Raw genomic sequence first — 22,170 nt, 5'->3', positions numbered from 1 at the left:
TTAAGTATAAAAGTTAACTTTTATTATACAGCAAGATGAAAAAAAATGTAATTTGTGTAAGGAAGACACTTTCTTAGAGTCGGAACATAATTACTGATAAAATAACAGTATATATAGAGAATTTAGAGGTGACGCTTCATGACAAAAACCAACATTATCATCGATTGCGACCCGGGACATGACGATGCGATAGCGATGATTTTAGCAGCATCTAATCAAGACTTATTAAATATTAAAGCCATCACAACAGTTGGCGGTAATGTGGAAGTCGAGAAAAACACGCTTAATGCGCTTAGAATATGCGATATTATCGGACTAGAGCAAGTGCCTGTTGCGAAAGGGGCTAAAAGGCCGTTAGTTAAAGATATTGAAGTGGCTGAGAGTATTCATGGTGAATCAGGTTTAGAAGGCCCAAATTTACCAGATGTTCCAACAAAGCAAATTATTGACACTCATGCTGTGGATTTGATTTTAGAGATTTTACATAATACGGATGAGCCGATTACGTTAGTTGCAACAGGACCACTTACAAATATTGCGATGGTCTTAATTAAAGAGCCTGAACTAAAACAAAAGATTAGCGAGATTGTTTTAATGGGCGGGGGAACGTTCGGCAACTGGACGCCAGCAGCAGAATTTAACATTTATGTAGATGCAGAAGCGGCTGATGTGGTGTTCAAAAGTGGTATACCAATATGTATGTTTGGCCTAGATGTTACTCATCAAGTACTCGCAACAAATGAAGAGATTGCTAAACTACAAAACATTAATAATAATGTATCTGAATTTGTCGTTGAATTACTACATTTCTTCACTAAAACGTACCAAGACGTGTTTGATTTTGAAGGAGCTCCTATTCATGATGCGTGTACGATTGCTTATTTGATTGACCCATCGATCTTCACGTTTAAACATGTTCATGTCGACATCGAAACAAAGGGCGAGCATTCGTATGGGATGACAGCAGTGGACAGGCTTGGTGTGACTGGAAAAGAACCCAATGTTCATTTTGCAACTGAAGCTAATACTTCGAAGTTTTGGACCTTACTAGAAAAAAGTGTTGCATCATATTCATAGGCTAGAGAGGGGGGGAAGTACGTTGAAACGACCAAAAATCACTGTTGTTGGCAGTATTAACATGGATCTTGTCACTATGACAGACCAATTCCCAGTTCAAGGAGAAACGGTAAGAGGATCTGAGTTCCAAACGATTCCAGGTGGAAAAGGGGCGAACCAAGCAGTAGCGGCTGCAAGACTTGGAGCTGATGTAACAATGATTGGATGTGTTGGGGATGATGAGTTTGGTGAACAGCTTCTAAGTAACTTAAAACGAGAAGGCATCAACTCTGGCAATGTGAGACGTATTCAAAATACATCATCGGGGCTTGCCAATATTATTTTAAGTGAACAAGATAACCGGATTATTATTATCGGCGGAGCCAATGAACATGTTTCAACGGATTATTTAGATCAAACTAAAGAAGCCATTATAAACAGTGATTATGTCTTGCTGCAGTTTGAAATTCCGAAAGACACAATTATGTATTGCATAGAGTTATGTCATCAATATGACATTCCACTGATTGTGAATCCCGCACCAGCTATGGAGTTACCTTCTGAATGGTGGAAAAAGGTTACCTATGTAACACCTAATGAGACAGAACATGCACAATTATTTAATGGAGAACAAATCGAATCATTAATTGTGACGAAAGGAAAAGGTGGAGCTGAATTTATTTTAGATGGAAAAAAGCAACTTATGCCAGCTTATAATGTCAAAGTCGTTGATACAACAGGCGCTGGAGATACGTTTAATGGAGCACTTGCCGTCAGACTTGGAGAGGGGAACAGCCTACCTGAAGCGGTACAGTTTGCGAATGCTGCAGCCGCGCTGTCTGTTCAAAAAATGGGTGCACAAGCTGGCATGCCAACTAAAGAGGAAGTGAATCGATTGATTGAGCAAAAACTACAGTAAAAAACTGTAGTTTTTGTTTATACAAACGAACGGTTCATTAACACAATTCTCCAACCATCTGGATCTTCAATGGTAACTCCTTGTTCTTTCCAATAGTCATTTTCAGGTTCAACCTCAGGATAACCCATGCCTTCTAGGCGGTTAGCTAATTTATCGATCTCTTGTTTATTCTCGATATAGAAGACTAATAAATTATCTTTTGATGGGGCAGGGCACGGACTACCGTCTACATGCTGTGTGAACTCCAGATGATAATCCGTACCAGGTAATCCTAATATGACACCTTCATATCCCCGATGACCTTCAAAATGTCCAATTTCACTAAGTCCGAGTCCTTCTTTATAGAAACGCACCACTTCTTTTAATTGATCAGTGGGTCTCGCCACTCTAACTTGCGCTACTGTAAAATCTCTAAATTCCAAAACTGTCACCCTTTCTTTTAAAGCAAACTTGATAATCAATGATAAAAACCATTATATCAACATATCTAGGAAACTTTAAATCTAACGAAAGCAGTATAAGCGCCCTGATTGCTTGAGAATGATTGATTTCCAAGGAAATGATTAGTAAAAGACATGGAGAGTTCCAAAGAGGGAGTTTTCTAAGTCTTTGTTCTGTAAGGTTAGATAAATTGATTTTAGGGGTGGATAAATTGATGTTTTTTACTTCGTCGACAAATTTCGCGGTAGATATATTTCAAAATGGGTTAGATAAATCCGAAGATGGGGTAGATATTTTCCCAAAAAAAGAACCAGTTAACATGTTTTAACTGGAAACAGGAAACTATAACTCATTCTTTTTATTTTACTCTTAACTATGCGATGAATTACGGCAAAGAAGTTAGTCGAGCTTTTTAATCGTATGAATTACGGGCAATTAATGAAGGGATTAAACGAGTCATTAAGTTGATAAGGTGCATAGTTTAGCAACTATGCACCCAGCAGTGTTTATTTATTTTTGAAAAGATCGAGAAAAGCATGATAAATTTCTATACCTTGAAATGAAAATAGACTCAAGGCAGTTAATGAAAATAACCCAATCATCATAAATCTAAAAATTAACATCTGATCCCTCCTAGTTATTTAGTTTTCAATAACTAGGAAATTGAATTAAATAGGAACTCCTATAAAAGACAGGAGTTAGTCGCCTTTTCCTTAATTGGTAATACCATGTTGGAATCAATGAAAAAGTGTATCCGATAATCGGAATAAATATAATAATCGCATTGGTAAAGAAAGTTACTTTTGAAAAATCATTATGGTTTAATCCAGAAGTAAAAAAAATGTGCTTCACTATTTTCAGTAACGTTATTTGGTAAATCAACTGGAAGGCCATCTGTAATTGTTCCATTAAAGTTTCCGATTAGAAATGCAGTTAAGATTGTTAAAAATACAAACCGGAAGGCATGCTGACGTTTCATTATGCCATCTCCTTTAGATAGTTCATACTCATTATATACATATTCATAAGAGATAATAACAGTTTATCAATAAATTTTCCTTATTAAAAGCATATTTTAATAGTTACACAGTGTTAACAATCCCATAACAAAGCGTTTAAAACCGTTTCAATATAAAGATATATGGGGTAGTTTAATAGTAAAAGTGTGTCTTAGGAGTAGATATGTATGAGGAGAGAAGCTTATTTCGATAATGCAAGACTCCTTTTCATTTTTTTTGTTGTATTTGGCCATTTAATTCAGCCAATGAAAGGGAACTTTGAGACTGCTGATGCCTTATATCAGTGGATCTATATATTTCATATACCAGCGTTTGTATTTATTAGTGGGTTCTTTGCAAGTGGTGCAGGTAGTAAGGAATATTTGAAAAACTTACAAAGAAACTACTATTGCCATATTTAATTTTTCAGCTTATATATACGGTTGTGACAGCACTAAGTAATGGACCGTATCAAACTTTAATAGATCCACATTGGTCATTGTGGTTCTTATTAAGCTTATTTAGCTGGCATGTATTACTAATTTGGTTTAAAAAATACCAGCTGTTCCGGGAATTATTCTAGCGTTCTTAATGGGGACGTTTATAGGGTTTGTGCCATTTATAGGCCATGAATTCAGCTTATCCAGAACGTTTGTCTTTTTTCCATTCTTCATAATGGGATATTGGATTAGTCAGAGTCAAATCTACCAATGAAGAATGTAAAATATAAATTTGCTGCTGTGAGTGTTGTGGCCGTAACATTAGTTGTAAGTTACTTTAAACCTGTTATTCCAGCAGAGCTCATGTTTGGATCCTATTCTTATGAAGCCTTAAATATGGTTTCAACAGGCATGATCAACCGTTTAGGACTATATAGCTTGAGCCTATTAATTGTATTTTCATTAGTCATTTTAATACCGAAAAAACGATTTAGCTTTACCAACTTAGGGCAATATACGCTATACGTCTATCTATTACATGGACTATTTATTCAGTTCATAAGACGAGAGGATTTATTGCAACTGAATCAGAACCTAGACATCATCCCGCTCGCGGTTATTGCAGGTACAATGGTCTGGTTCTTATCCAATAAGTGGGTCATTACGTTATCTCAGCCGATTATTGAAGGAAAAGCAACATTAATTCAGCAGCAAATCGGTGAAAGGAAGCTACCATACCACAAAGAAAAGACCGAATAAATTAGTAAAGAGCTCTATTAAGAAGGATTAATAGAGCTCTTTTTAAATGAGAAAAGTTTTTAATGATCATATAACCTGCTAGCCCTAAAACCAAGGAAAGAGGAATAAATGCAAACTGCATAGAATTACCGATTGGTAAGCTAGTGAGTGAATTGATCATTAGTCCTGCCATAATGACTGTTACTAGATAAATAATATTAACCTTTAAAAAGTGATTCAAGAAATTGTGTTTTGATGAAACAAACTTTAACCCGATAATTAAAACAGTGATAAACGCAACCGATATCAAGTTACTAATACTAGTTAATAGAGTCCCTATTTGATTAATGTGTTCTATTTCTTTAGATGAAAGTTTTTTCTTTTGTTATAAGCTGCTTGGAGTGGTAAAAAATGTTTAATATCAATGTAAATGTAAGCAATATATAAAAAAGTTACTACGCCTAAATAGATAAAATTAATAAGTTTGTTATTCATTACGCTCTTAAATCCACCTTTGGTAATAATTAATAATATTAATAATACCTTTTTACCAAAGTATTCAAGCGCTGGTTTAATCCTGATTCTGTTGGTCATATTCCCTACCATAATGCCCACGAGCTTTAATTTCATGAATTAACCTGATGGTTGGTTTAATCGCAAACTGAAAGCTGGCTAAGACAAATAACGTGACACCCCAAGTTTTTAACGACTCGAAATAAAAGAATATACTTCCGATTAAAAACCAAAATGCCACCGTAAAGTCATTAAGTGTATAAAGGACGTTATAGATCTTTTTGTAAAAACGTTTGTGTTGTTGCATTTGTTCATCAATGTAATCTTCGCGCGACTGATGTTGCGCATTAGTTTGATTCTCTTCCTCTGTCATACCATCTCTCCTACTTGATCCATTCTATAATTTAATTTTTCCTATTATTGGGATTCTAAAACATAGCTTACATTAGTGCTAAAGAGACAAATTAGCGATAAACATATTGGTCCATAAAAAATTTATGTATATTTTATACATGAGTTGTTCATTTAGTTATTGAAAATGCTGTTTTTGAACTATTGAAAGCTACAGTGTTGAGAATAAAAATGCTCTTATACACCTAGACTAATAATAATTTATTAACCAGGAGGGACCATATGAACAGTAATGACAAAGTTGGGTTTATATATGTTCTTCTTTTACTTGTTACAACTGTTGGTTTGATCAATCATGTCATTATGATACCAACGTTATATGAAGTAGCGGGACGTGACTCTTGGTTATCAGTGATTTTTACATTCTTTTTAGTATTACCTTGGCTATTAGTAATTCCTTTTATAGCTAGAAGAACACAGCAACAACATTAGCTAAATGGATAAAATCCAACTCGCCTAAAGCTTTAGCATACCCATTAATGTTTTTCATTGTTGTATTTCTTTTTTGACGGCTACGGTTACGACTAATGATTTAATTATTTGGACAAACATTACTTATTTACCTCAAACACCCAAGCTTGTCATTATTCTTATCTTTATTAGTATTTGTGTTTATTTGGCATTAACAACATCCGAACTATTGTCATAGTCAATACAATATTACTTCCAATAGTTATTTTTTAGGAATTTTCGTAGCAACTACGAATATGCCAAATAAAGATTATTCACTATTATTACCAGTATTTGTTGACGGCTTTCGCCCTATGTTAACTGGAATGATATTTACAACGGCCTGCATACTTGAAGTATTTATGATCCTATTTTTACAGCACAAAATCAAAAATAAAATCAACTATGTTGGATTGGTCATCGTTACTTTATTCTTAATTTTACTAGGTCTTGGTCCAGTCATGGGAGGGATCGCAGCATTTGGCCCTGATGCAGTCATAAAGGAACGCTTTCCGGCATACATACAGTGGCAACTAGTATCAATTGGCCGCTTCATAGAACATTTGGATTTCTTTTCTATATACCAATGGTTATCTGGAGCGCTTATTAGAATATCTCTAACTCTATATGTTTTAGCTGAAGTACTTCAAATTGATGACAAGAAAAAAAGAAGAAGATTTTTACTAGTTGTCGGTTCACTAATTGTGATTGTAACCTTGTTACCAATCAATGACCTTCTATTCGTTTCATTTATAAAAAATATATATTTGCCATTTAATTTAATCTTCCTTTCACTATTATCGTTAATTTTATTTATTTTAATAGTGATCAAAGGAAAGGGGAAGAACCCTAAATGAACCTAGATCAATCTAAATTAAAATTAATGTTTCAAGGATCTGAAGATGTAAAATTTATAGAATTTACTTTCGATTATAATATAAAAATTATGTGTATTTATTGTAAGGGATTATGTGATAAAGAATTTCTTATGGATGAATTTATACCAACATTAGAAAAACACATCTCAGAAAAGCTTAATAAATCTAATATTCTAAAAGGATATAACAAGGTTAATTATCAGCAGCTATCTAAACAAGAAGAAATTATTGAAAAAGTTTTTTCAGGTGAGTTAATACTTTATATCCAACATGAAAAAAAATGTGTACTCTTTCGAGCTAGGAGACCCACCTAATCGACAACCTGAGGAAACAAGCGCTGAAGTAACGGTAAGAGGGCCACGTGATGGATTTGTAGAATCAATAGATATTAATGTTGCACTTATTCGAAGAAGATTAAAAACATCATCTTTATCATTTGAAACCTTTAAAGTGGGGAAACGTTCGTTAACACAGGTCGGCCTCTTGTATTTTAAAGATATTGCACATTCGGAAACAATTAATCATATCCAATCATTAATTGAAAAATTGATATTGATGCATTGGTAAATAATAACCAGCTTGAAGAATTATTAGATGAAACACCTTTCCGCGTCTTACCAATGATGCATTATACAGGACGACCAGATTTTGCTATACAATCTTTAATAGAAGGGCGATTTTTAATACTTATAGACGGTTCACCGATTGCTTTAATTGGCCCAGTTAACCTTCCTTTTTTATTAAAACTGGTGAAGATTACGAATATCCTTGGCTCTTTAATTCATTTGAACGGTTACTACGTATTGTCGGTATGATTATTGGAATCACTTTACCTGGGTTCTGGGTCGCTCTTGCTGCTTTCCATCCCGATCAAATACCATTAGTATTTCTATCTAGTGCCTCACAAGCAAGACAGGGAATACCTCTACCTACTCCAGTAGAAGCCTTAATTCTTGTTTTGTTATTTGACTTGCTTAAAGAAGCTGGTTTAAGGTTACCTTTCTCAGTTGGACAAATTCTCGGTGTTGTAGGAGGATTAATTATTGGAGATGCGGCTATAAGAGCAGGTATTACGAGCCCTGCTAATGTTGTGATGATAGCTACTTCAACAGTTGCAACTTTTACAATATCTAACCAATCTCTATCTGGAATCGTTAGTTTAATTAGAATCTTTATCTTAATTATTTCTTCTTTTTTGGGCTTATTTGGATTTTTTGTAGCGACATTTTTTGTATTGATTCATATTGCAAACTTAAGATCATTTAATTTACCTTACCTAGCACCTTTGGCACCATTTACACCAAAAGACATTGTAAATTCACTATTTCATATGCCTGAAAAACTCAAAAAGACAAGGTTTAAAATGCTTAGGGTTCGTGACTCTAAGAGGGGAGGGGAGTAACTTGAAACGTTTCTTTCTCGTTTACTTCCTCTTAACTTCAATACTTTTTATAAGTGGTTGTTGGGATTCTGATGAGCTTGAAGAAATGTTGTATATTCACTCGATTGGTTTGGATTATCAAGAAGGGCGCTATTATGTTTATGCACAGGTGTTTAATTTTGAATCACTACCAACTGGAGCTGAGTCCGGGGGGAGAAGTCACACAAACAACAGTTGGATTAGGTGAAGGAGTCACAGTTGTAGATGCAGTTCATGATTTATATTCGACTACTCAGCGGAAAATATTCTGGGGACATCTATCAAGTGTTGTGTTTAGTGAAAATGTGCTATTTAATGATATTGATGGAGCTTTAGACGTAATTTCACGCTACTCAGAGATTAGACCAACTCCATGGATTTTTGCGACTGATGAAAATTTTAGAGATCTTTTAAACACATTACCAACGCTTGGTGTGAATATAATCTATTCATTTTTGGCGAACCACTCGAAAGTTATAATCAGAGCTCAATCGTTAAACCGTTTAAATACAATCGATTTGTAGCTGAACGCGGAGGGCCTGGCCGGACAGTGATTTTACCGGTATTAGATGTTGATGAATCAAGTTGGTTTGATAAACAAGGTGTAAAGACAAACCTTAACATTTCATCTGTAGCACTTCTTAGTGATGAAAAATTTTATGGATTTTTACATGAAGAGGATGCTAATGGAATTCGTTGGTATCAAAAAGATACATTAAGAGCACCAATTGTGATTGATAATGAAGAAGGAGAGGTAAAAGGTCTTATTGTGTTAAGAGTTAGAGATACTAATGTGAAACCTGTTGTATCTAATGAAGCAGTCAAATTTAAGATCGATGTTAAGGTAGCTGGAAGCCTAATAGAAATGTCTCAAGAAACCACTGAAAAGGAAATTATAAAGTCTGTAAAGGAAAAAATAAAAGAAGACCTAAGAAGAACGTATGAAAAAGGCTTGGAGCTTGATGGGGATGTATACAGCTTTTCTTATCATTTATTTAGAGAAAATCCAAATAAATGGAAACAACTAACTGTGAATGAGGCTTTGCATTTGAATGAAGATTCACTTGAAGACATAAATGTTGAAGTCTACTTAAGAGATGCTGGAGAGAAAAGACTTAGTCAATAGTTAAACTTAAAAGTTTAAAAAAGGAGTTAGCGAGCCATCAGCCTTCTCCTTTATATTCTATAAATAAATTTTTCTAATATTGGGGGTTAAAATGGATTACGTAGAAGGAAAAACTTTTCTAAGTCAAGAAAGTTTTAAAGAGTAGACATTTGCAATTCAACAACTATATCCAAAGAGAGGTTATCCTACTATGTACATTCCAAGACATTACAAAATAACAGATTTTGAAGAGGTTAAGTCATTTATTCAAGAAAATTCATTTGGAACGATTGTTACAACAGGATACGGAAGACCGATTGCAACTCATGTGCCGTTAGAGTTACATCAAGACGGGAAAGATTACTATATAACTTGACACCTTGCCTATGCGAACCCTCAATGGAAAACGTTTAACAAAGAAGATGAGGTTCTCATTATTTATCAAGGTCCGCATTCCTATATTTCATCTTCATGGTATGAATCAGAAGATGTCTCAACTTGGAATTATCAAGCTGTTCATGTTTACGGAAAAGCTAATATATTGAGTGAAGATGAGTTACAACAAGATCTCATACGCCTTTTAAATAAATACGATAGCCATCGATCAAACCCTGCGACATGGGAAAACCTGTCTTCAGATACTAAAAAACAAATCAAAGGTATTGTTGGATTTAAAGTGAAAGTAAATGAGGTTCAAGCCTCGTATAAATTAAGTCAAAATCGAAGTCAAATAGATTACCAGAATATTATTGATGAATTATATAAAGAAGAAAGGATTAACTCAAAACAATTGGCAGATGTGATGGAGAAAAGAAAACAAAATAAGTGCATTGGCAACATCTACCTTTAGTGTATAATGTAGAGTACCTACTGACATCTAAAGGGAGAGTGCGTCATGAAGTACAAAAATTCATTATTAATTTTACTTGGGTTAACCATGCTTTTATTGCCAGCATGTAACAATGAAGCAGCAAATGCGGAGTCAGATAAACAAGATGAAACTGAAGTAAATGTTGAAGATCAGAATAAGAGTAATTCTACTAACGTCCAAACTTCAGGCGAACAAAGGTAGATTCATTTAAAGATCAAAGCATAGCCAATCAGAAAGACAAGTTTATTAAGAAGCTACAACATACAAAAGTGAAGTCGAACAGCTTGAAGTAATCGACTCGTCTACATATGCTTTAAAAGACGTTGAAAATAAAAGATACGACCTGTGGGATGATTTATTAAATGAGATTTATGGCGTACTAGAAAATCAGCTCGCAAAAGAAGAAATGGATCTGCTTAGAGAGGAACAAAGACTTTGGATTACCACTAGGGATGAAACCGCCTTAGAAGCATCATTAAAATATAAAGGTGGAACGCAGGAGCATTTAGAGTATGTTGCGGTGTTAGCAAATTTAACAGAAGAACGTTGTTATGAACTGGTTGAGGAATATTTGTCTTAAAATATAGTCTTCTTTATTAGTTAGACAATAATCCCATTAGAAATGTAACAATGAAAATCGCGAGAAAAAATCCTACTATTTTATAAAAACCTTTCTTAGTTAGCGCATTGTTTTCATCTCGGTCGTTTCTAACCAAAAGTATAGAATTATAGCTGATAATAGCCCAACACCTAAAAATATGTACTGGTCCAATTTAATGACCCCTTTCTATTAATATCTAAATGATAGGATGACGAATGATAGAAACACAGTTGAAATCGTGAGACCTGCTAATATTGTAACGGCTTGTGAAGCACTAATAGTTATAAGTCCAAGATTTAATAATGTCATCATAAGAAGCATATAGCCCGATATAAAAAAATAACTTAAGAACATTCCTCGTTCTTTAATTCGTTTCGTTCTTTCATCGTTTTGTATAAATTGCGGAGCAAGATAAGCATTACAAAACACCATAATCGTCATGGCGATTAAAATGACATCGTGCCCTGCAGGAAACGTTCCAGTTGTAATGGTTGCGATGTTAATGATGGTAGTCATCAATGCAATAACAACTCCCAAAAATATGTACATTTTACGATCATACTGCTTTGACATATTATTTCCTCCTAATTAAGATCTTTATCTTCTAATATAAAGACATCTTCAACTTGAGCATCAAAACAACGAGCGATCTGTATAGCTAAAGGTAATGATGGATTATACCTTTCGCGTTCGATAGATATAATAGTTTGCCTGGAGACACCAAGCATTTGCGCCATTTTATCTTGAGAAATTCCTCTCGTTTTTCTTAATTCCTTCATTCGATTTTTCATGGATGGAACAACACCCTTTCTCTAACATCATAATGTAAAGTTAACTTTACTGTCAAGCACACTTTACATATTAGGTAAAAAACTATAAACGAACACGAATTACCTTTCTTATGTGATGAAGTTATATTATTATGAGTTAAAGGGACAAAATGGAAATTTATGAAAGAAGAGTGGTGATCATTTGAAGGTTAAAATGATATTAATCATCAGCTTGACGTTGATTAGCGGGGGAATATTTTATCTATTTAATATCACAGCTCCTGAACCTGGAATGTCATCAGGCAATGGAAATCCTGCGATACTTTTTCTTTTTATTTTGATTCCCATTGGTATCATACTAATATTTCTTTGGAACTATTTATTGAAAATCATTTCCCCGTATAAGCGTGTATTATTTTCTATATTATTAGTCATTGTTGGTTACTGGGTTTATGGTGTTTATCATTATTTATCATTTCAGGAAAATTACCGCGAGGCTATAAAAGCTGCTTATTTAGAGAAGTCACAACCTGTCGATGAAGAATTTATAACTGATCTATCTTCATCATTTTTATCCATGAGCTCTAACGTAGTTTACTTCAATTTAAATACATTTATTTTGTTTATGTTATCAATTATATTTTTAAGTATAATCTTTTACCTTGTAAACATAAATACAGATGAGAAGTAAGTTTTCATTACTTTGATCGAACTGATTATCAGAAATCTTTAATTGAATATGAACTTACAAAGAAATGGAGAAAGTTGAAACCAGTACTAGGATTTGAGGGTAAAAAAAGAATTTAGAATGCTCTAAGAATTATCAAATAGTCTTACTAGATGCATATGTCAAAGGACTATTTCACATAAAAATAGACCAAGCTCCAACTCTCGGTCTATCTTTAAAATTGAGTTATGTTATATAACTTTTTTCATGCTTGTCATCACACCTAAATGATAGCACTCGTGACTGATTAAGAAAAAGAGCAACTCTTCTACAGTTTTTTCAAATTCAAGTGGTTTAACTAACGGTTCATTTAAACGCTCCTGCCAGTTTTTCTGGAAATCCTTAACCTGCTGATCTAACAGATTAGTAACTTCCGTTATTGTAGGCAAATCATCATGGTTCCAGTCATTTGGACTTGTCCCTGTAGAAAAATAAGAATAGAATTTATCATCTAATTGCTTGCTAGCACCATTAAAGTTATGAAAAGCCTCCTCATAAGTCACTAAAACATGACCTGCATTCCATAGGATATTGTTATTGAATCCTTGAGGTGTCTTATAACCATCATCGTTTGGAATTTCATTTAATAATCCAACAATTAACGAGCGCCAAAATGACATTTGTTTAAATAAATTAGTTGAATCCATATTTACCTCCAAAAATGTTTTGAGTTATAACTTCTATAAACTTTCTGCAATCTCCTTCTAAAATATATTCACTCTACGTCACAAATCAGTTCTCTATATTGTTATATATGTAAACCATAAATGAGGTGAGGAATATGAATCTTGCATTATGGATTGCAACTGGTTTATTAGCTTTAATAGCTTTAGTTGGTGGCATCAGTAAATCTTGTGTTCCAAAAGAGAAACTAGCAGAGCATCCTGCTGGTAGTTGGGTTGGAGATTTCAATGTGAAGTTTCTTAAGTCAATTGGATTTCTAGAACTCTTGGCAGCAGCAGGATTAATTCTACCCGCTGTACTAGATATCGCTCCAATCTTAGTACCTATAACCGCCATTTGTTGGGTGTTATTAATGTTAGGCGCAATCATTGTTCATTATCGACATGGTTATACTAAACCAATTGTGGCGAATATAATCTATCTGACACTCGCATTGTTTATAGCATGGGGGCGTTTAGGGCCAATGCCATTTACAGGTTAAGGGGTGAACCTACGCCATTTAATTTGTCTACCAAGGGAGAGGCAGATATGAAAGATTTTTATAATCAATATAGAAACTTGTTGTTTGCTTTAGCTTACCAATTAACAGGATCAGTAGAAGACGCAGAAGATGCGGTACATGATGTGTTTGTTAAGGCGAGTGACATTCAACTTAATCAATTGGAAGAACCCAAGGCATATCTATGCAAAATGGTAACAAACCGTTGCCTCAACCTTCTTAAGTCTGCACGTAAGAGAAGGGAAGTCTATATTGGACAGTGGCTTCCTGAACCAATTCGGACACAAGATAAAGACTCGACTGAGAAGAAAGTCGTTTATAAAGATTTGTTGTCATACGCTATGATGGTAATGGTTGAGAGGCTTACACCAACTGAGCGAGCAGTTTTTGTACTGCGTGAAGCATTAGACTTTGAATATTCCAAGATTGCTGAAGTTCTAGATAAGCAAGAGGCCAACTGTCGTAAACTGATGAGCCGGGCAAAAAGAAAGTTGGGAATTCTTAGTGATGGGGAAGAAATGATAGATATTGAAGACGTAGGTTCAGATAAGGTGAATGAGTTTCTCAAGGCTTTAGAGGAAGGTAATATTGATCATCTTCTGACCATGCTAGCTGATGACGTCGTTATCGAATCTGATGGTGGCGGAAAAGCTGTTGCAGCGAAGCATCCTATTAAGTTTCCTAATCAAGTAGTAAATTTTCTGCATGGCACGATGAAGGGCATTGAGTCCTATTATGATGGTAATTATAATTTCGAGGTAGCACCTATAAATGGTGGTCGTGGAGTATTGCTTCATACAACAGATGGAACAGTAGCAACTCTATTCTTGCATCAAAGACATGGAAAGATAGCTAAAATCTATGTCATGAGGAATCCAGAGAAGCTTGATTATGTTTAGAGAGTTTTCTATTTAAGGTTTTACAGTATAAAAAAGATACACCTCTCACATATAAAAAAGAGGCGTATCTTTTTTTACTTGGAGGAATTTAACAATTTATGTCGAATTTTATTACTAGGTTTATTTGTGAATTTGGAGGTATTTATATGAACAACATCTAAAGTGAAATATCTATCGTCTACTAACCTTTCTAAAGAAATGTTAGAACGTTTACTTAGAAGTAATTGTATTGATAGAGTTGATGATCAATGGGTTCTTACTGAAAAAGGTATAGAAAAGGGTGGTCAAGTAAAATCAAGAGGTGACCGCCAATGGATAACATGGCCTACTTCGGTGATGGATGATTCAGAACTTAAAGAGAACAACATTAATGAAAAGTATTTATCTACAACTAAATTGGCTGGAGAATTTGAGGTATCGAGATTTAGAATCAATCCTATACTTTCAGAACTAGGTTGGATTGAGAAAGACAGAAAAGGTTGGGTTACAACGAAATTAGGTAAAAGCCTTGTATTCTATTGCTGATTGTTCTTCCACTCCAATAATTTTTTAGATGTATTATTCATAAGAAAACGTATAGTCTCTCTTTCTAGTTTTGTACCAATGATGATTGGTGGCGGACTAATGATATTATTATTTGAGCATTTATCATTGGATTAGGGGTTTACCTATTTAAAAGTATTTCCAAAAATAACAATTCAAAGCCTTCCAATAGTGCGATTGATATACTAATGGAGCGTTTGGCAAAAGGGGAAATAAGCAAAGAAGAGTATAAAGAGCGATTAAGTGATTTGTCTGATCATAATTAATAACTATTATAGTGTTTTTATCAGTATAGGGAATCAATGTCCTTTATGATGAGTTAAAGGCTCATGTTTATTTGAATCTATTGTATCCTTTGGGAACAAATAGAATATTAGTGATACCACAATACAAGATAATATTAAAAATCTGTAGTTTAATTCATAGCTTTTAGCAACAAATAGTATAGTAATTCCACTCAAGAAAGCTAATCCAATCATGATTAAAAAGGTCCCTTCACTAACAGGAAACATAAATAAAAGCATGACTGCCATCATGGAAGCCATCAATCCAGAAAAGAAACCTTCAAGTTGAGAGTGCGGGCCAAATTTAGCCCCAATAATCAGTCCCATAATTGACCCTACTGCAATTGCTGTAAGTGTTGCTATTAATGGCTGGTTATAAAAATGAAACCATATGATAAAACCGATAACTAGTCCAAAACTGGAACATAAACTCATAGTAGAAACCATTGACTCCATTTGATTCTGTGGTTTACGAATTAAAAACTAGCTACCCAAAAATTTAACGTAAGAATAATTAAAGAAAACATAAGAATGTTCATAAGTTTTGCCTCCAAGATTTATTTTAGAACTATAATATTATTAAAATATACTTTCATAATTAATATTATGAAGGTATATTTTTATTTGAAAGTTGAACGCTGGTAATCATAAGTATCTAATTTAAAATTTTCGTTGTATACTCTACAGGGGTATGCTATAATTTTGTGCAATATACATTGATTTTAAATTAGGGGGTATTTAACGTTGAATAAAAAGTACATCCCATTAGCTGTTAACGGTGGTATTGGCTTTGGATCATGGTTAAAACCTAAGCAACTACTTGTGCTAGGAGAGTATTTAGAAGAGGACCAAGAAATAGAATTAACAACTTTACAACAATTAATTGTTAAAGTTCCAGAAGATGAATTGGAAGAAGTAAAAAGAAAATTTGAGGAAGAAGGATTACATTATTATAAAGTAGGTAATTATGTCAAAAGTTTAAGGACGTGCAACTTCTGTAAAGGGGAGGAGGAAGAAGGGATGCCTGTTGCTAAAGAGCTAAACAGGAGAATTTCCGGGAAAGAAGTTCCTTTTACATTAAGACCGGCTTATACAGGGTGTCCAATAGGTTGTGGTGAACCATTAATTAATGATATTGGTGTCATGAAAAAGAAGGAACACTACGAGATTTATATAGGTGGGCAATCAAAGGGACAAAATGCACAAGTTGGAAAATTAATTGCAGATAAACTAGAACCAGATAAATTATACGATATTGTTGACAAAATATTGGATATATACTATCAAAATGGTAGAAAAAGGGAAAAATTTTCCAGATTTATAAATCGTTACGGTTTGAGGATATTAAAAAAGAAATTTTTAATAAAAATTAAAAATACCCCTTGATTTATTGTAGAAACAAGGGTAACATTTTAACAACATACATTAGGGGGGTAACGTAATTTCCCCCTTATATTTTTATTATAAATTTTCGGTATATTTAAAATATTTAAAAAGGGGAATGTTGCAGTGAAAAGCAGAAAGTATTACTCTTAGGTGTTTATGGAATGGAAGTTGTTGAATGTGGTGGTGCACTAGCCAAAAATGCACAAAATGGAGGTGAATCATTTGCCTCAATCATGTTGTCTAAAGAAAATTCAAAACCCCAAATAAGAAAAGCTGCTGATGTTCTTGGTGTAACAGTAAACTTTACTGATTTTGAAATGGGAAATGTTGATGTTAGCTCAGAAGCGAAGGAAAAAATTATAAAGGTAGTTAGAGAAGTTAGACCCGACATTATTATTACACAAGATCCTGAACATTCTTTCCACGATTTGGACCCCGACCGTAGGCAGGCGATGATTACTATATTAGAAGGTATTGCTTTAGCTGGTAGACCGTATGCTTTAGACAAACTACCTGGACTTGACCCTCATCCAATTCCAACAATCTATTATATGACACCCCATCAACCTAACACTGTAGTAGATGTATCAGATGTATGGAATTTGAAAAATGAAGCAATGAGTGTTTTGGAAAGTCAAATGGAATTTAGTGGTCAACATTTTGAAGAGGCATTATCTGATTCAAATCTAGAAAATCTAGTACCTGGTTTTTCAAAGTTACCAAATAATTATGAAAAAGGACGTGCGGTACATAAAGCTTTAGATCATGCCGTTCACGTATACCATGGATTAGCTACACATGGCCATTATGCCTTTGCTGAGCTTTTCGCCGTGAAGGGAATTTCCATTTAGATGAATTAATTAAATAAAAATTCAAAGGAGGAGCTTGCTTGTTTAAAAAAAGTGTTTTATTTGTTTTTAACTGTTTTGTTTTATTTACTAATACTCCAGTGATTATACAAGCTCAAGAAGAAGTAGAACAATTAAGGGTAGGCATTTCTACTAGTGAAAACACTCTAAATCCTTACACTTACGTTACTGGAAATCCAGGTTTAGATCTAGTTCATTTAATGTATGATACGTTATTCCAACTTAATGAAAAAATTTGCCAATCCCATGGTTAGTTTCAAATTATAGTGTTAGTGAAGACGGATTAACGTATGAATTTGTCTTACATGAGAATGTCACTTTCCATGATGGAGAGCCTCTAACAGCAGATGATGTTAAATTTACAGTCGAGTATTTTAAGGAATATCCAAAGTCTCGATTTACTAATCCATTAGGAGTAATTGAAAGTCTAGAGGTACAAAGTGATACAGAGTTTACCATGACACTAAGTTCTGCCTCGGCAAACTTTATGATTCAGCCACTAGCTGATTTACCTGTCTTACCAGAACATATTTGGTCAGAAATAAACGATCCAGATGAGTCTGATAATAATATCGGAAGTGGACCATATAAGTTGAGTGAACACCGGTCTGGGGAATATTATCAATTAGAAGCAAATAAGGATTACTTCTTAGGTGAACCACCAATTGGCGAAATTGTTCTTCCGATTGTTGAAGATACTACAGCCTTATTTACTGCTTTAAGATCAGGTGAGTTGGATGCTGTATCTGCTAACGTTTCACCAGAATTGGTAGAACAATTCGAAAGTAGTCCAAATGTAGAAATCATACAAGGTGCAGGCTTTTCTACTACCTTATTACAACTGAATGCTGATAGATATCCAATGACAGAAACTGCTTTTAGAAATGCTATTTCCCTAGCGATTGATCGACAGTATTTAATAGATACTATATTACTAGGGTATGCACAAGAAGGTAGCCCTGGTTTTATCCACCCTTCCTCACCGTTTTATAATGATGAATTATCTATTGAACACAACTTAGATACTGCAAGACAAACTCTTACAGATGTTGGTTTTGAAGATACTAATGGAGATGGCTTTATAGAAGGCCAAAATGGTGAAGAAGTTACTTTAGAAATGCTAGTATATTCTAATAGTCCTACAAGGATACGAACAGCTGAAATTATTACAGAGTGGATGAACGAAATAGGAATAAATACCTCTGTACGAGCGATGGATATGACAACAGTTGATTCATTAGTATGGCCGGAGTTTGATGTCAGCCAAGGTAGAGATTTTGATTTATCAATATGGGGGTGGTCAAGTACCATGCAACTCTTCCCAGATCGAATGGCTGAACTATTCCATTCGGATCCTTCAATAGGATCCGTTAATATTGGGGGCTATAGTAATGAAGAATTTGATGAGTTAGCTGAAACATTAATAGAAACAGTAAGTCAAGATGAGAGAGAACAATTAATTAATGAAATACAAACTTTGGTTGCAAATGAAACACCGAATGTTCCTTTATATTACCAAAACATTATTAATGCTTACAACCCAAATGTGTTTGATGGGTACACTTTCCAGATAGGTAAGGGGATTATTAATAAACTGTCCTTTGTTACTTCTGAAAACACAAATTCTGAAGAAGAGGCTAAAACTGATGAAGAAGAACAAGGAAGGTGGACTCAGAAACCACTGGAGAAGATAATGAGGGAAATAATGTAGAAACATCGAGTGTTGAAAGTGAATCAACTGGTGGAGGTAGTAATTCAACCTTATGGATCTTGTTAATAGCAGTATTACTTATTGGTGGAGGATTACTTTTCTTAAAGAAAAAAGGAGCTAACTCTTAGAAAATTGGTGGTGCCGCAAGCTTTCTTGCGGTCCACTTTATTTTAATTATGAATTTTGTAAGTTGGAGGTGGCAGGTATGAGTAAATATATGGTTCAAAAAGTGTCACAATATGTCATTGTTATTTTTATTATTTTAACATTGAATTTTTATTGCCACGCCTAATGCCAGGTGATCCACTCATTTACTTAGCTGGTGAAGATGTAGGCTTTATGACAACTGAAGAAAAACAACAAGTTTTAGAAGATGCAGGTTTAAATGATCCTATGATCGTCCAATTTGGTCGTTATATACAAAGTATGTTCACAGGTGATTTCGGATACTCTTACCAACAAAAAAAGACCTATATTAGAGTTATTAGGGGAACGAATACCTTGGACTTTATTACTAGCAGGTACAAATTTAATAATTGCTACTATTTTAGGTGGTATGTTTGGTGCGATTTCAGCGTGGAAAAGGGGAACGCGTACCGATGTGAATATGTTAACCTTTTTATGTTTTAAGTGCTATGCCATCTTTTTGGATAGGGATGATATTAGTATCTATTTTTTCAGCCACTTTAGGGTGGTTTCCTGTATATGGAGCTGAGTCAGGTTGGGCAAATTATACTGGTTGGGACCGTATAATCGATATCCTAAAGCATTTAGCTTTGCCATTGACATCACTTGTTTTGATTTCAGTAACAAATGTTTTTATGACTATGCGTTATTCGATGTTAAACGTGTTAGGTGAAGATTATATTAAGATGGCAAAGGCTAAAGGGGTAAAAGGAAAAACAATAAAATACCGTCATGCCATGCGTAATGCGTTACTACCTGTTGCTACAGTTTTTATGCTGAGTCTTGGATTCATGCTTTCTGGTGCAACTGTTATTGAAACAGTCTTTGCTTATCCAGGAGTAGGACGCCTTATGTTTGAATCGGTTTTAGCTAGGGATTATCCATTAATTCAAGCAACATTTATGATTATTACGCTGAGTGTTATAGTAGCTAACCTCTTAGCTGACTTAATTTACCCATTCTTAGATCCGAAAGTGGGGAAAGGCAATGGATAAACAAAATGGAGACATTATCTAAAAGTATTTACAAATAATAATCTTGGAATGTTAGGTGTTGCGATATTACTTTTTATATATTTATAGCGTTGTGTGCACCATTAATTTCTCCCTATGATCCAGCAGCTAGAGTGGGTACGCCTTTTTTAGCACCTAGTAGTGATTTTTTATTAGGAACTAATGATGTTGGTCAGGATATATTGAGTGAATTAATATATGGTACAAGAATCTCAATTTTGATAGGTATAATTGCAGCATTTCTATCTGTTGCTATTGGTTGTTTAATAGGTATTATTGCTGGTTACTATGGAGGAAAAGTGGATGCTTTTTTAATGAGAGTAGTAGATTTAGTACTAGTTATTCCATTTTTACCATTAATGATTTATTAGCAGCTTTCATTGGACCAAGTTTTTGGAATATCATTTTTGTAATTAGTGTATTAACTTGGGCTGGGCCCGCTCGTGTTATACGTTCACAAGTGTTAACTGTAAAAACAAGAGGTTATGTTGAAGCTGCTAGATCAATTGGAACTAAAATTTCAACAATACTATCTAAACACATTCTGCCTGGAGTAGTACCTATAGCATTATCACAATTTGTACTTGCGGCTAGTCAAGCTATATTGATAGAAGCGTCATTAAGTTTTTTAGGGTTAGGAGACCCTTTCAATAAAGTTGGGGAACGGTTTTATATTATGCACAAGCACGTGGGGCGTTCTTAACTGATGCATGGTTATGGTGGATATTGCCACCAGGATTATTAATCACTTTACTTGTTATTGGTTTTGCCTTTACAGGTTATTCAATGGAAGAAATTTTAGATCCACGATTACGTAAAGGAGGGAAGGCATAATGGGTGATATTTTAACTGTAAAGAACTTAACAACACATTATACTACTCCAGACGGTCCTGCTGAAGCTGCTGGAGATGTTTCTTTCACTGTTAAGAAGGGTGAAATGCTAGGATTAATAGGAGAATCTGGCTGTGGGAAATCCACAATTGCCTCATCCATCCTTCGCTTAATTGAATACCCGGGTAAAATTGTTTCTGGAGAGGTTATATTAGATGGAATAGATTTAATTCGAGCAAAAGATAAAGAGTTGGAAAAGATTCGATGGAAAGATATTGCTGTTATACCACAAAGTGCAATGAATTCATTAAACCCTGTTTACACAGTTGGAGATCAGATTATTGAATCAATCTTATTACATGAGGATGTAACAAAGAAAGAAGCATTAGAGAGGACTAAGAATTTATTAGAATTGGTTGGAATTGATAAAGGTCGGTGGAAAAGTTATCCTCATGAGTTTAGTGGTGGTATGAAACAGCGTGTCGCTATTGCTATGGCCTTATCATGTAATCCAAAGTTAATCATATCAGATGAATCAACAACCGGTTTAGATGTTTTAACACAAGCCCAAGTCATTGCGTTAATGAAAGACTTACAAGAACGTCTAGATTTATCAATCATTATGATTTCTCATGATCTACCTTTAGTCACTTCTATTTGTGATCGAATTGCAATAATGTATGCTGGAAAAATTATAGAATGGGCCAGTACCAAAGAAATACTTGAAGATGCAAGACATCCATATTCACAAGGTTTATTAAATGCAACACCAGATTTATTAAATCCAGATAAGGAAGTTACATCAATACCTGGAAGTGTTCCCAATTTGGTTCACCCTCCATCAGGCTGTCGATTTAGAGATCGGTGTCAGTTTGTAATGGAAAGTTGTGCAGAAAAATACCACCATTATTGGAAATAAAAGAAGG

At 34.3% G+C, this 22,170-nt stretch carries 33 protein-coding genes and 2 pseudogenes; 28 read left to right on the top strand and 7 right to left on the bottom strand.

The annotated features are described in order from the left end of the window. Positions 1-138: 138 nt before the first annotated feature. Both JCM13188_RS10785 and rbsK read left to right on the top strand, forming a co-directional pair. The gene (locus JCM13188_RS10785) at positions 139-1,077 is read left to right on the top strand and encodes a nucleoside hydrolase (RefSeq protein ID WP_054754045.1); all 939 of its coding nucleotides are present in this window, start codon (positions 139-141) and stop codon (positions 1,075-1,077) included. A 22-nt stretch (positions 1,078-1,099) separates the two neighbouring features. After that, complete coding sequence (rbsK, locus tag JCM13188_RS10780; protein ID WP_054754044.1) at positions 1,100-1,975, top strand: ribokinase; 876 nt, start codon at positions 1,100-1,102, stop codon at positions 1,973-1,975. A gap of 17 nt (positions 1,976-1,992) precedes the next feature. Here the strand turns inward: rbsK and JCM13188_RS10775 are convergent, their stop codons facing one another. Next, positions 1,993-2,397, bottom strand: coding sequence for a VOC family protein (locus tag JCM13188_RS10775; protein ID WP_054754063.1), 405 nt, complete (start codon positions 2,395-2,397; stop codon positions 1,993-1,995). A gap of 833 nt (positions 2,398-3,230) precedes the next feature. Further along, positions 3,231-3,395, bottom strand: a complete 165-nt coding sequence (locus JCM13188_RS19075) for a hypothetical protein (protein WP_279401724.1) — start codon at positions 3,393-3,395, stop codon at positions 3,231-3,233. 207 nt (positions 3,396-3,602) lie between these two features. Between JCM13188_RS19075 and JCM13188_RS10770 the strand changes: the two genes are divergently transcribed. Both JCM13188_RS10770 and JCM13188_RS10765 read left to right on the top strand, forming a co-directional pair. Then, the gene (locus JCM13188_RS10770) at positions 3,603-3,836 is read left to right on the top strand and encodes an acyltransferase family protein (RefSeq protein WP_054754042.1); all 234 of its coding nucleotides are present in this window, start codon (positions 3,603-3,605) and stop codon (positions 3,834-3,836) included. Between the two features lie 288 nt (positions 3,837-4,124). Then, the gene (locus JCM13188_RS10765) at positions 4,125-4,613 is read left to right on the top strand and encodes an acyltransferase family protein (RefSeq protein WP_054754040.1); all 489 of its coding nucleotides are present in this window, start codon (positions 4,125-4,127) and stop codon (positions 4,611-4,613) included. A 550-nt stretch (positions 4,614-5,163) separates the two neighbouring features. Here JCM13188_RS10765 and JCM13188_RS10755 read toward each other — a convergent pair. Then, the gene (locus tag JCM13188_RS10755) at positions 5,164-5,478 is read right to left on the bottom strand and encodes a YrhK family protein (RefSeq protein WP_054754035.1); all 315 of its coding nucleotides are present in this window, start codon (positions 5,476-5,478) and stop codon (positions 5,164-5,166) included. Between the two features lie 260 nt (positions 5,479-5,738). Here JCM13188_RS10755 and JCM13188_RS10750 point away from each other — a divergent pair, with 260 nt between their 5' ends. The 9 genes and pseudogenes from JCM13188_RS10750 to JCM13188_RS10705 all read left to right on the top strand — a co-directional run bounded on the left by JCM13188_RS10750 (position 5,739) and on the right by JCM13188_RS10705 (position 10,820). Continuing rightward, on the top strand, positions 5,739-5,948 hold the full coding sequence (locus JCM13188_RS10750; RefSeq protein ID WP_054754033.1) for a hypothetical protein: 210 nt from the start codon (positions 5,739-5,741) through the stop codon (positions 5,946-5,948). Positions 5,949-6,175: 227 nt separating this feature from the next. Beyond that, a complete protein-coding gene (locus tag JCM13188_RS10745) occupies positions 6,176-6,823 on the top strand; it encodes a GerAB/ArcD/ProY family transporter (RefSeq protein WP_369404961.1) in 648 nt (215 codons plus the stop codon). Further along, positions 6,820-7,158 (top strand): spore germination protein, encoded by a 339-nt coding sequence (locus JCM13188_RS10740; RefSeq protein ID WP_054754029.1) that lies wholly within the window; start codon positions 6,820-6,822, stop codon positions 7,156-7,158. Before JCM13188_RS10745 ends, JCM13188_RS10740 begins: the two co-directional genes overlap by 4 nt. Next, a pseudogene (locus JCM13188_RS21945) lies at positions 7,115-8,246 on the top strand (spore germination protein). Before JCM13188_RS10740 ends, JCM13188_RS21945 begins: the two are co-directional and overlap by 44 nt. Before the next feature lie 158 nt (positions 8,247-8,404). Then, positions 8,405-8,788 carry a Ger(x)C family spore germination protein gene (locus tag JCM13188_RS10720; RefSeq protein ID WP_279401722.1) on the top strand — a complete coding sequence of 128 codons (384 nt, stop codon included), beginning with the start codon at positions 8,405-8,407 and terminating at the stop codon, positions 8,786-8,788. A 26-nt stretch (positions 8,789-8,814) separates the two neighbouring features. Then, the gene (locus tag JCM13188_RS10715; RefSeq protein WP_054754020.1) at positions 8,815-9,390 is read left to right on the top strand and encodes a Ger(x)C family spore germination C-terminal domain-containing protein; all 576 of its coding nucleotides are present in this window, start codon (positions 8,815-8,817) and stop codon (positions 9,388-9,390) included. Positions 9,391-9,580: 190 nt separating this feature from the next. Further along, positions 9,581-10,219: pseudogene (locus JCM13188_RS10710) on the top strand (FMN-binding negative transcriptional regulator). A gap of 45 nt (positions 10,220-10,264) precedes the next feature. Further along, the gene (locus tag JCM13188_RS19070; RefSeq protein WP_279401721.1) at positions 10,265-10,441 is read left to right on the top strand and encodes a hypothetical protein; all 177 of its coding nucleotides are present in this window, start codon (positions 10,265-10,267) and stop codon (positions 10,439-10,441) included. A 91-nt stretch (positions 10,442-10,532) separates the two neighbouring features. After that, complete coding sequence (locus JCM13188_RS10705) at positions 10,533-10,820, top strand: lysozyme inhibitor LprI family protein (protein WP_369404960.1); 288 nt, start codon at positions 10,533-10,535, stop codon at positions 10,818-10,820. Positions 10,821-11,030: 210 nt separating this feature from the next. Here the strand turns inward: JCM13188_RS10705 and JCM13188_RS10700 are convergent, their stop codons facing one another. Continuing rightward, positions 11,031-11,414, bottom strand: a complete 384-nt coding sequence (locus JCM13188_RS10700) for a hypothetical protein (RefSeq protein WP_054754018.1) — start codon at positions 11,412-11,414, stop codon at positions 11,031-11,033. An 11-nt stretch (positions 11,415-11,425) separates the two neighbouring features. Beyond that, entirely contained in the window at positions 11,426-11,632 is a 207-nt protein-coding gene (locus JCM13188_RS10695) for a helix-turn-helix transcriptional regulator (protein WP_054754016.1), read from the bottom strand. Between the two features lie 361 nt (positions 11,633-11,993). On the opposite strand from JCM13188_RS10695, the gene JCM13188_RS19065 reads away from it, so the two are divergent. Next, the gene (locus tag JCM13188_RS19065) at positions 11,994-12,302 is read left to right on the top strand and encodes a hypothetical protein (protein WP_279401720.1); all 309 of its coding nucleotides are present in this window, start codon (positions 11,994-11,996) and stop codon (positions 12,300-12,302) included. Between the two features lie 227 nt (positions 12,303-12,529). Here JCM13188_RS19065 and JCM13188_RS10685 read toward each other — a convergent pair whose 3' ends face one another. Then, positions 12,530-12,985, bottom strand: a complete 456-nt coding sequence (locus JCM13188_RS10685; RefSeq protein WP_054754013.1) for a DinB family protein — start codon at positions 12,983-12,985, stop codon at positions 12,530-12,532. A 134-nt stretch (positions 12,986-13,119) separates the two neighbouring features. Between JCM13188_RS10685 and JCM13188_RS10680 the strand changes: the two genes are divergently transcribed. The 4 genes from JCM13188_RS10680 (at position 13,120) to JCM13188_RS21940 (ending at position 15,229) form a co-directional block, all read left to right on the top strand. Next, a complete protein-coding gene (locus tag JCM13188_RS10680; protein ID WP_054754011.1) occupies positions 13,120-13,503 on the top strand; it encodes a DoxX family protein in 384 nt (127 codons plus the stop codon). A gap of 47 nt (positions 13,504-13,550) precedes the next feature. Beyond that, positions 13,551-14,420, top strand: a complete 870-nt coding sequence (gene sigJ, locus JCM13188_RS10675) for an RNA polymerase sigma factor SigJ (RefSeq protein WP_054754009.1) — start codon at positions 13,551-13,553, stop codon at positions 14,418-14,420. 198 nt (positions 14,421-14,618) lie between these two features. Next, positions 14,619-14,945, top strand: a complete 327-nt coding sequence (locus JCM13188_RS10670) for a hypothetical protein (RefSeq protein WP_279401719.1) — start codon at positions 14,619-14,621, stop codon at positions 14,943-14,945. A gap of 122 nt (positions 14,946-15,067) precedes the next feature. Continuing rightward, positions 15,068-15,229, top strand: coding sequence for an SHOCT domain-containing protein (locus JCM13188_RS21940; protein WP_500796496.1), 162 nt, complete (start codon positions 15,068-15,070; stop codon positions 15,227-15,229). A gap of 33 nt (positions 15,230-15,262) precedes the next feature. Here the strand turns inward: JCM13188_RS21940 and JCM13188_RS10665 are convergent, their stop codons facing one another. Further along, a complete protein-coding gene (locus tag JCM13188_RS10665; protein WP_054754005.1) occupies positions 15,263-15,682 on the bottom strand; it encodes a hypothetical protein in 420 nt (139 codons plus the stop codon). A 309-nt stretch (positions 15,683-15,991) separates the two neighbouring features. On the opposite strand from JCM13188_RS10665, the gene JCM13188_RS10660 reads away from it, so the two are divergent. The 10 genes from JCM13188_RS10660 to JCM13188_RS10630 all read left to right on the top strand — a co-directional run bounded on the left by JCM13188_RS10660 (position 15,992) and on the right by JCM13188_RS10630 (position 22,163). Beyond that, on the top strand, positions 15,992-16,633 hold the full coding sequence (locus tag JCM13188_RS10660; RefSeq protein ID WP_279401718.1) for a nitrite reductase: 642 nt from the start codon (positions 15,992-15,994) through the stop codon (positions 16,631-16,633). A 161-nt stretch (positions 16,634-16,794) separates the two neighbouring features. Next, a complete protein-coding gene (locus tag JCM13188_RS10655) occupies positions 16,795-17,484 on the top strand; it encodes a PIG-L deacetylase family protein (RefSeq protein ID WP_279401717.1) in 690 nt (229 codons plus the stop codon). A gap of 38 nt (positions 17,485-17,522) precedes the next feature. After that, a complete protein-coding gene (locus JCM13188_RS10650; RefSeq protein ID WP_054754001.1) occupies positions 17,523-17,756 on the top strand; it encodes a hypothetical protein in 234 nt (77 codons plus the stop codon). Beyond that, entirely contained in the window at positions 17,738-19,213 is a 1,476-nt protein-coding gene (locus JCM13188_RS10645) for an ABC transporter substrate-binding protein (RefSeq protein ID WP_054753999.1), read from the top strand. The genes JCM13188_RS10650 and JCM13188_RS10645 overlap by 19 nt, the downstream gene beginning before the upstream one ends. Then, positions 19,168-19,341 carry an LPXTG cell wall anchor domain-containing protein gene (locus JCM13188_RS19060; RefSeq protein WP_279401716.1) on the top strand — a complete coding sequence of 58 codons (174 nt, stop codon included), beginning with the start codon at positions 19,168-19,170 and terminating at the stop codon, positions 19,339-19,341. Before JCM13188_RS10645 ends, JCM13188_RS19060 begins: the two co-directional genes overlap by 46 nt. A 151-nt stretch (positions 19,342-19,492) precedes the next feature. Further along, positions 19,493-19,843 carry an ABC transporter permease family protein gene (locus JCM13188_RS19055; protein ID WP_279401715.1) on the top strand — a complete coding sequence of 117 codons (351 nt, stop codon included), beginning with the start codon at positions 19,493-19,495 and terminating at the stop codon, positions 19,841-19,843. Positions 19,844-19,869: 26 nt separating this feature from the next. Then, the gene (locus JCM13188_RS19050; RefSeq protein ID WP_279401714.1) at positions 19,870-20,394 is read left to right on the top strand and encodes an ABC transporter permease; all 525 of its coding nucleotides are present in this window, start codon (positions 19,870-19,872) and stop codon (positions 20,392-20,394) included. Positions 20,395-20,483: 89 nt separating this feature from the next. Then, positions 20,484-20,783 carry an ABC transporter permease gene (locus JCM13188_RS19045; protein ID WP_279401734.1) on the top strand — a complete coding sequence of 100 codons (300 nt, stop codon included), beginning with the start codon at positions 20,484-20,486 and terminating at the stop codon, positions 20,781-20,783. After that, on the top strand, positions 20,672-21,115 hold the full coding sequence (locus tag JCM13188_RS19040; protein ID WP_279401713.1) for an ABC transporter permease: 444 nt from the start codon (positions 20,672-20,674) through the stop codon (positions 21,113-21,115). Before JCM13188_RS19045 ends, JCM13188_RS19040 begins: the two co-directional genes overlap by 112 nt. A 130-nt stretch (positions 21,116-21,245) precedes the next feature. Next, positions 21,246-22,163 (top strand): ABC transporter ATP-binding protein, encoded by a 918-nt coding sequence (locus tag JCM13188_RS10630; RefSeq protein ID WP_279401712.1) that lies wholly within the window; start codon positions 21,246-21,248, stop codon positions 22,161-22,163. Positions 22,164-22,170 lie beyond the last annotated feature (7 nt).

The organism is Piscibacillus salipiscarius JCM 13188 (genome assembly GCF_001311865.1).
GTDB classification, from domain to species: Bacteria; Bacillota; Bacilli; order Bacillales; family Alkalibacillaceae; genus Piscibacillus; species Piscibacillus salipiscarius.
The sequence above is the reverse complement of the archived record's forward strand: the minus strand, read 5'-3'. Positions and strand labels throughout refer to the sequence as shown.

Bases quoted from the DNA above. Each gene is read 5' to 3' on its own strand.
- JCM13188_RS19075 (WP_279401724.1), bottom strand. From the start codon at position 3,395: ATGAAACGTCAGCATGCCTTCCGGTTTGTATTTTTAACAATCTTAACT.
- JCM13188_RS19070 (WP_279401721.1), top strand. From the start codon at position 10,265: ATGAAGTACAAAAATTCATTATTAATTTTACTTGGGTTAACCATGCTT.
- JCM13188_RS10740 (WP_054754029.1), top strand. From the start codon at position 6,820: ATGAACCTAGATCAATCTAAATTAAAATTAATGTTTCAAGGATCTGAA.
- JCM13188_RS10695 (WP_054754016.1), bottom strand. From the start codon at position 11,632: ATGAAAAATCGAATGAAGGAATTAAGAAAAACGAGAGGAATTTCTCAA.
- JCM13188_RS10655 (WP_279401717.1), top strand. From the start codon at position 16,795: ATGGAAGTTGTTGAATGTGGTGGTGCACTAGCCAAAAATGCACAAAAT.
- JCM13188_RS10765 (WP_054754040.1), top strand. From the start codon at position 4,125: ATGAAGAATGTAAAATATAAATTTGCTGCTGTGAGTGTTGTGGCCGTA.
- JCM13188_RS10665 (WP_054754005.1), bottom strand. From the start codon at position 15,682: ATGAGTTTATGTTCCAGTTTTGGACTAGTTATCGGTTTTATCATATGG.
- sigJ (WP_054754009.1), top strand. From the start codon at position 13,551: ATGAAAGATTTTTATAATCAATATAGAAACTTGTTGTTTGCTTTAGCT.
- JCM13188_RS10785 (WP_054754045.1), top strand. From the start codon at position 139: ATGACAAAAACCAACATTATCATCGATTGCGACCCGGGACATGACGAT.
- JCM13188_RS10755 (WP_054754035.1), bottom strand. From the start codon at position 5,478: ATGACAGAGGAAGAGAATCAAACTAATGCGCAACATCAGTCGCGCGAA.
- JCM13188_RS10670 (WP_279401719.1), top strand. From the start codon at position 14,619: ATGTTAGAACGTTTACTTAGAAGTAATTGTATTGATAGAGTTGATGAT.
- JCM13188_RS10750 (WP_054754033.1), top strand. From the start codon at position 5,739: ATGAACAGTAATGACAAAGTTGGGTTTATATATGTTCTTCTTTTACTT.
- JCM13188_RS19050 (WP_279401714.1), top strand. From the start codon at position 19,870: ATGATATTAGTATCTATTTTTTCAGCCACTTTAGGGTGGTTTCCTGTA.
- JCM13188_RS10770 (WP_054754042.1), top strand. From the start codon at position 3,603: ATGAGGAGAGAAGCTTATTTCGATAATGCAAGACTCCTTTTCATTTTT.
- JCM13188_RS10700 (WP_054754018.1), bottom strand. From the start codon at position 11,414: ATGTCAAAGCAGTATGATCGTAAAATGTACATATTTTTGGGAGTTGTT.
- JCM13188_RS10680 (WP_054754011.1), top strand. From the start codon at position 13,120: ATGAATCTTGCATTATGGATTGCAACTGGTTTATTAGCTTTAATAGCT.
- JCM13188_RS10685 (WP_054754013.1), bottom strand. From the start codon at position 12,985: ATGGATTCAACTAATTTATTTAAACAAATGTCATTTTGGCGCTCGTTA.
- JCM13188_RS10630 (WP_279401712.1), top strand. From the start codon at position 21,246: ATGGGTGATATTTTAACTGTAAAGAACTTAACAACACATTATACTACT.